General features: G+C 48.4%; 8 protein-coding genes and 1 tRNA gene. 2 read left to right on the top strand and 7 right to left on the bottom strand.

Annotated features, from left to right (window positions below):
* On the bottom strand, positions 1–432 hold a 432-nt coding region (gene tyrS / locus WCO51_08470), incomplete at its 3' end, for a tyrosine--tRNA ligase (GenBank protein ID MEI6513291.1).
* A 132-nt stretch (positions 433–564) separates the two neighbouring features.
* Between tyrS and WCO51_08465 the strand changes: the two genes are divergently transcribed.
* Positions 565–1,665: a redoxin domain-containing protein gene (locus WCO51_08465; GenBank protein ID MEI6513290.1), complete on the top strand. Its 1,101-nt coding sequence runs from the start codon at positions 565–567 to the stop codon at positions 1,663–1,665.
* Between the two features lie 165 nt (positions 1,666–1,830).
* On the opposite strand, the gene WCO51_08460 is transcribed toward WCO51_08465, so the two are convergent.
* Positions 1,831–1,918, bottom strand: a tRNA-Ser gene (locus WCO51_08460).
* Positions 1,919–2,097: 179 nt separating this feature from the next.
* Between WCO51_08460 and WCO51_08455 the strand changes: the two genes are divergently transcribed.
* Entirely contained in the window at positions 2,098–2,766 is a 669-nt protein-coding gene (locus WCO51_08455; protein MEI6513289.1) for a histidinol phosphate phosphatase domain-containing protein, read from the top strand.
* A gap of 200 nt (positions 2,767–2,966) precedes the next feature.
* On the opposite strand, the gene WCO51_08450 is transcribed toward WCO51_08455, so the two are convergent.
* The 5 genes from WCO51_08450 to sufD all read right to left on the bottom strand — a co-directional run.
* The gene (locus WCO51_08450; protein ID MEI6513288.1) at positions 2,967–3,275 is read right to left on the bottom strand and encodes a metal-sulfur cluster assembly factor; all 309 of its coding nucleotides are present in this window, start codon (positions 3,273–3,275) and stop codon (positions 2,967–2,969) included.
* Positions 3,275–3,712: an SUF system NifU family Fe-S cluster assembly protein gene (locus tag WCO51_08445; protein MEI6513287.1), complete on the bottom strand. Its 438-nt coding sequence runs from the start codon at positions 3,710–3,712 to the stop codon at positions 3,275–3,277. The genes WCO51_08450 and WCO51_08445 overlap by 1 nt, the downstream gene beginning before the upstream one ends.
* A complete protein-coding gene (locus tag WCO51_08440; GenBank protein MEI6513286.1) occupies positions 3,702–4,937 on the bottom strand; it encodes a cysteine desulfurase in 1,236 nt (411 codons plus the stop codon). The genes WCO51_08445 and WCO51_08440 overlap by 11 nt, the downstream gene beginning before the upstream one ends.
* 33 nt (positions 4,938–4,970) lie before the next feature.
* The gene (locus tag WCO51_08435; protein MEI6513285.1) at positions 4,971–5,282 is read right to left on the bottom strand and encodes a non-heme iron oxygenase ferredoxin subunit; all 312 of its coding nucleotides are present in this window, start codon (positions 5,280–5,282) and stop codon (positions 4,971–4,973) included.
* The coding region (sufD, locus tag WCO51_08430; GenBank protein ID MEI6513284.1) for a Fe-S cluster assembly protein SufD at positions 5,282–6,381 on the bottom strand (1,100 nt) is incomplete at its 5' end. The genes sufD and WCO51_08435, both read right to left, overlap by 1 nt.

Below are 6,381 nucleotides of genomic sequence, written 5' to 3'. Positions count from 1 at the left end.
GGTTTTTGAGCAAAGTTGGATGACATCGGCGAACTGCATCGGCGCAAGCCAGTCACTGTTGTGATAGATATGGGTTTTCTCACGAATTAAAATCTTGTAGAACTGCGGTTCAAGATCACGGAAGAAGACGTCAACCTCTTCGCGGGAAAGCTGCTTGCGGGTTTTGGATTTGCCCGATGGGTCGCCGATGGTGGCTGTGAAGTCGCCGATAATCAAAACCGCGTCATGCCCAAGGGTTTGGAAGTCGCGCAGTTTCCTCAGAACAACCGCCCACCCAAGTGTAACTGAAGAGGCTGTCGGGTCGACCCCAAGCTTTACTCGCAACGGCTTACCGGTCTTTTCCGACTTAATCATTTTCTTCTTTAGATCTTCTACCGAAATGATTTCGGTCGTTGCTCGTCGAAGAAATTCAATTTGTTCATCAATTGTCATAGCAAATCCACCTTTTTCTTACCCATTACCAACTTGTATGTACCTTATTGCCCGTTCTTGAAGCAACTATTAAGTTATGCCGATAGGGATTTATAGCATAGCTAAAAACGTATATTAATTAAAGGAGTAATTATGAAAGTTTTTATAGTAGTGGTAGTCCTCTTTCTTTTTATTGCTTTGTTGATGGGAATTAAAATAACCCCCGAGGGAGGTAAAGGAATGTTTAGAGCAAGTACCCATGCGCCTGAGTTGATTGGTGGCGAAGCGGATTGGATAAACAGCCCCCCGCTGAACATTAAAAACTTACGCGGCAAGGTGGTCTTGGTGGATTTTTGGGATTATACGTGCGTTAATTGCATCCGAACGCTGCCTTATGTAAATGAGTGGCACAAACGGTATGCAAAGGATGGCTTAGTGATTATTGGCGTTCATACACCTGAGTTCGAATTCGCGAAAAACAGGGCGAATGTATTGGAGGCAGTAAAGCACTTAGGCGTCGCGTATCCCGTGCTGGTGGATAGTCTCTATAAAAATTGGGATGCCTATGCTAACCATTATTGGCCGGCCAAGTATCTGATTGACAAGGATGGACTGATTGTTTACGAACATTTCGGTGAGGGCAATTATGGGGATACTGAGGCGCGTATTCAGCAGCTCCTTAAGAAGGCTAATCCTCATTTTGTTGCTCCGCCATTGATGGGAACAGTACGAGGATCGGATAAGCCTGGCGCGGTCTGTTATCCGACTACTCATGAAATCTATGCAGGCTATTCGCGGGGAGAGTTGGGTAATTCGGGCGGATTGAAGGCTGATCAGTCAGCGAATTATGTTGATTCTGGAAATCATCGTGAAGGAGTTCTTTATGCTAGCGGTCAATATTTTGCTCGCTCAGAAAATATCCTCCACTCTCGTCAAACTGTTGAACCGGAAGATTATATCGCCCTAAAGTATCGCGCTAAAGAGGTAAATGCGGTGATCAAGTCTGAGAAGGGTGCAACTTTCCGCGTTTACCTAACGCAAGACGGCAAGCCGATTGGTAAGGAAGATAAGGGTGAGGACGTGTTGTATGACGAGCAGGGAAGAAGCTATATTCAAGTTACTGCTCCACGCATGTATAACCTAGTAATAAACAACAAATATGGGGATCACGATTTACATCTCTCGTCCCCCTCCGACAGTTTCGCCCTCTATTCTTTCACCTTTAGCTCATGTGAAGTACCAGGGGGAGGGTAGAGGCATAAGGGATGGCTCGTACCCGTAGCAATCTTAAGAGAAAGAGACCGCGTAGGCGGACTTAGCCATTAACAGCCGCGACTTTAGTCGCCGGTCGAGCTGCAATACAGTTATTTACAGAGGAGAAAGAGAATGATTCCCTGATTAGAAGTAATATCAGGAGTGCGGAGAGTCAGGGATTCGAACCCTGGCGGGCCTTACGACCCCTACCGGTTTAGCAAACCAGCCCCTTCAACCACTTGGGTAACTCTCCACAAAGGTTTTCCAATTGTACCAAACCTTCGGTTGTTCCTGCAACATTTTAAAGGAGAATTGATGAACTCGTGATCAAGTCACGCTAAAATGCGTAATTAACATAGTCTCCCACTTTGCCACAGGACGGTATACTTGAGTTGGTTATGACAATTATCGGCTGATAGATAGGAGAAAAAATTGATATACGATTTTCATATGCACACCTTTTTTAGCGACGGAGAGCTTTCCCCTGTTGAACTCGCAAGACGAGCGATGGTGAACGGTTATAAGGCGATGGCTTTCACCGACCATGCCAGTCCTGCGAATATCGAGTCGCTGATTGATATGATTCGCAGGGATAGAGCATTCATTGAAAGCGAATGGGGTTTCACGGCATTAGTGGGAGTCGAGTTGACTTATGTTCCCGCCAGTGCGGTCGGCCGTGTCGCTGAAATGGCTAAAAAGGTCGGCGCTGAGATAGTAGTCGTGCATGGCGAAACGATCGTCGAACCGGTCGAACCCGGAATCAACCGAGCAGTCGTTGAATGCCCCTTCGTTGATATCCTTGCCCATCCTGGCTTAATCACCGAAGCTGAGGCGAGACTCGCTCTCGAAAATAATGTCTATCTTGAGATCACCTCAAGGCGAGGACATAGCTTGACCAACGGTCACGTTGCCAGAATAGCAAGAGAAACCGGAGCAAAGCTGGTGATCGACAGCGACACCCACTCCCCGAGCGATCTTCATACTGAGGCCTTTCTCCAAAATGTAGCTATCGGCGCCGGCCTAACCGTTGCCGAAATCCAAGCCGCCCGCTTTGATAATCCCGAAATGATTTTATCATGTTTAAGGCAGGGTAGTAAGTAATTTGCAGGGGCGAATTGCGAAGATGAAGTCAGACAGAATTTGGATCGTTGCTCACTGTGTCACTGCGAGAGATGATTGTGCTCATGGCAACCTCCTCCAAAACCTTACTCTTACCATATCCGCCCTTCGATATGGCCCAGAGGCCTACTCAGGGTTAGACGGATATTTTAGAGAAAGAGAAAGCTCTAGCAACTAACTTTCTACCAAATACCAAGTTCTAAGCGGCCGTCTTCCGTGGGGTTTACATAAGGGTCCCAGGGTGGGTCGAAGACCCAGTTGATTTGGACGTTTTTGATATCGGGCATCTCGGAGAGGACTTGGTTGATGTCCTTTTCAATTTGAGGCGCCAAAGGGCAGGCGGGCGAGGTAAGAGTCATGGTTAGGATGACTTCTTTATCGGGTGTGACTTCAACGTCGCAAACCAAACCTAAATCGACGATATTGATATCGAGTTCTGGGTCGAATACTTCTTCTAGTCTTGTTTTGACATCATCGGGTCCCCAATCCATTATTGCCCCTCCTTACTTTGCTTTAATGCTTCTTGTAGAGTTGTCCATGCGAGCATGGCGCATTTGACGCGGACAGGGTACTTTCGTATCCCCTCTAAGGCGGCCAAATCTTCATCCTCATCCATAGGCTCGTGTTCTTTTCCTGTGAGCATAGCTTTTACACGCTCGATTATTGCATCAATCTCTTCGACTGTTTTGCCTTCAACCGCTTCGGCGAGCATGGAGGCTGAAGCTAGGCTGATTGAACACCCCCCGCCTTGAATGCCAATTTCAATTAATCGTCCATCCTCGCGCCTAATTGAAAGCTTAAGCTCATCGCCGCATAAAGGGTTCACACCTTCCACTACGAGGTCGGCATTCGCAATTAGCCCGCGATGTCGGGGACTTTGGGCATGGTCGAGAATGACTTCTCTATATAGTTCATCATTAATGTTCAATTCTGAATACCTTCTTTGCTCTCCGGATTGCCTCGACGAGAGTATCGACCTCATCGAGCCGGTTGTAAATATAAAAACTAGCTCTTGCCGTTGCGCTTACACCAAGTATGGACATTAACGGCGCACAGCAGTGATGCCCTGCGCGAACGGCAACCCCATCTTCATCCAAAATCTGTGCAATATCATGCGGATGAATGCCATCGATAGTAAATGCGATTACGCCAACCCGTTGCTGTGCATTCATCGGTCCATAAAGACGAACACCATTTATTGCCGATAGCTTTTCGAGAGCATAGGCGGTGATTTCACGCTCATGAGCGTTTACCCAATCCATGCCTAATTCATTTAGATAATCAATCGCTGCTCCCCAAGCAATCGCATCGGCGATACTGGGCGTGCCGGCTTCGAATTTGGCAGGAGTTTCTGCCCATGTCGAAGATTCAAAAGTCACTTTCCCTATCATCGAACCGCCGGTTAAGAATGGCTCCATGCTATCGAGAAGCTCAAGCTTCCCATAAAGCGCACCTACTCCAGTCGGCCCTAACATTTTATGGGCTGAGATGGAGTAGAAATCGGCGTCAATCTCGGTCACGTTCACCGGAAAGTGCGGAGCAGACTGCGCTCCGTCGATAGCTATAAGAGCGCCATGCTCGTGCGCCAATTTCGCGACTTCGGTGACGGGGATAATGGTTCCGAGGACATTCGAGGCATGAGAGATGGCGACAAGTTTTACCCTGCCGGCAGCTAGCCCGTCTTTCAAACTCTGCATATCGAGCATGCCGTCACTGGTCAGCTTGATCCATCTTAGCTCAGCCCCAGTTTGCTTTGCTAATCTTTGCCACGGTACGAGGTTGGCATGGTGTTCGAGTTGGGAAAGCAAAATCACATCACCCTGCGAGATGTGCGATTGACCCCATGAATATGCGATTATATTGATGGATTCGGTCGTGTTCCGAGTGAATATGATGCACGAGGGATCCGGCGCGCCGATGAATTTAGCAACCTTCTCACGAGCACACTCGAAAGCGCTGGTGGCTTCCTCAGCCAGTGTATGTAGCCCACGCCGTGTATTTGCGTTATATGTCTCGTAGTATTGCACCAGGGCGTCAATGACTTGCCTTGGTTTTTGAGAGGTAGCGGCATTATCGAGGTAAACCAATGGCTTACCGTTTACTTGCCGAGAAAGGATCGGAAAGTCTTTCCGAATTCCTTCAACATCATGAATTTTCCCTGTCTTAGCTGCTTGCATGATATTTCCTTAATCCGGTAACTCCACGTAGATGTCATCCCCATCAATCGTGACTGGATAGGAACTTACTCCTTGGGTGGCAGGAAGAGATAAGGCTTGGCCGGTTCGGATGTCAAAGCGCGCGCCGTGCCGAGGGCATTCGACAGAGTAGTCACAGAGCACTCCCTCGCCAAGCGGGCCGCTGTCGTGGGTGCATACATCATCAATCGCATAATACTTACCCTCGACCATGCTCAACGCCAGACGTCGGTCGCCTGCGCGCACGACTATCACTTTCCCCTCTTCAACCTTACTTGCATTTCCAACTAAAAACCGTGCCATTACCCACCCACCTGTTTTCTAATCTTTGCGGCTATCTGTTCGCTGACTAATTCTCGTAATGCAGGAATATCAGCGCGGTCGAGTACCTGCTCGAACCAGCCTTCTACTACTAAGCGCTTGGCATCGACTTCCGGGATGCCTCGGCTCATTAGGTAGAAGATGTACTCGGGATCAATCGGAGCCACTGTTGCGCCGTGGGAACATCGGACATCGTTTGCGTGGATTTCAAGGTTTGGAATAGAGTCCGCCTGTGTGTCTTTACTTAGAAGCAGATTTCGGTTTGCTTGATAAGCGTTTGAGCGTTGGGCGTCTTTTTCAATTCTAATTAGTCCGCTATAGACACTGTGCGCCTTGTCATCGAGGGCGGTTTTGAAGAGCAAATCGCTCAAAGTCTGCCCGACTTTGTGGAATTGGACGGTATGGTGGTCGAAATGTTGATTGCCGGTGCCGAAAACAAGACCGAGCATGTCGCTCGATGAACCCTGCGCGTTCAGAAAAGCCTCGATGGTTGCCTTCGTCAAGTGACTGCCCAGGCCGATTGTCAGCGTCTTTAAGTGCGCATCTTTACCCAAAACAGTACGCTGATGGTGAAAATGATAAACGTTTTCGCCCCATCGGTTTAGCAGCACATAGCGAACATCCGCGCCCTCTCCGAGAAATATCTCGGTGGTGGCGCTTGAAAGTGATTGATGCTTGGCATCCGGTGAAACAAACTCATCGAGAAGGGCAACCTTGCTGTTCTTTCCCACAATAACTAATAGTCTTGGGAACACTGCGTTGCCGCTTAAAATCGAAGAGTGCATCTCGATTGGCAACTTAACTTCAACGTTATCCGGCACATAGATGAACTTACCGCCAGTCCAAAAAGTCTGCGCTAGGGAAGTGAACTTTCGGTCTGTAATCTCATAAGGCGTGCGGTCGAAGTGATCGCGGATCAGCGATTCGTACCGGCGAATAGCAGTGCCTAAATCTGTGACGATGACGCCCTGTTTGATAAGCTCATCTGAGACCATTTCTTCCAAGGGTTGCCCATCCACTTCTATCAAGCGCCCTGCAGCGTTATCGCTTTTCGTCAGCAACGAATTGAGTTGTTCTCGAA

Source organism: bacterium (assembly GCA_037131655.1).
GTDB lineage: Bacteria > Armatimonadota > Fimbriimonadia > Fimbriimonadales > JBAXQP01 > JBAXQP01.
Note: the sequence above shows the minus strand (reverse complement) of the source record. Positions and strands in the feature narration are given on the sequence as shown.

Excerpts from the sequence above, each read along its gene's own strand:
- WCO51_08465 (MEI6513290.1), top strand. The coding sequence starts at position 565 with ATGAAAGTTTTTATAGTAGTGGTAGTCCTCTTTCTTTTTATTGCTTTG.
- WCO51_08450 (MEI6513288.1), bottom strand. The coding sequence starts at position 3,275 with ATGGATTGGGGACCCGATGATGTCAAAACAAGACTAGAAGAAGTATTC.
- WCO51_08435 (MEI6513285.1), bottom strand. The coding sequence starts at position 5,282 with ATGGCACGGTTTTTAGTTGGAAATGCAAGTAAGGTTGAAGAGGGGAAA.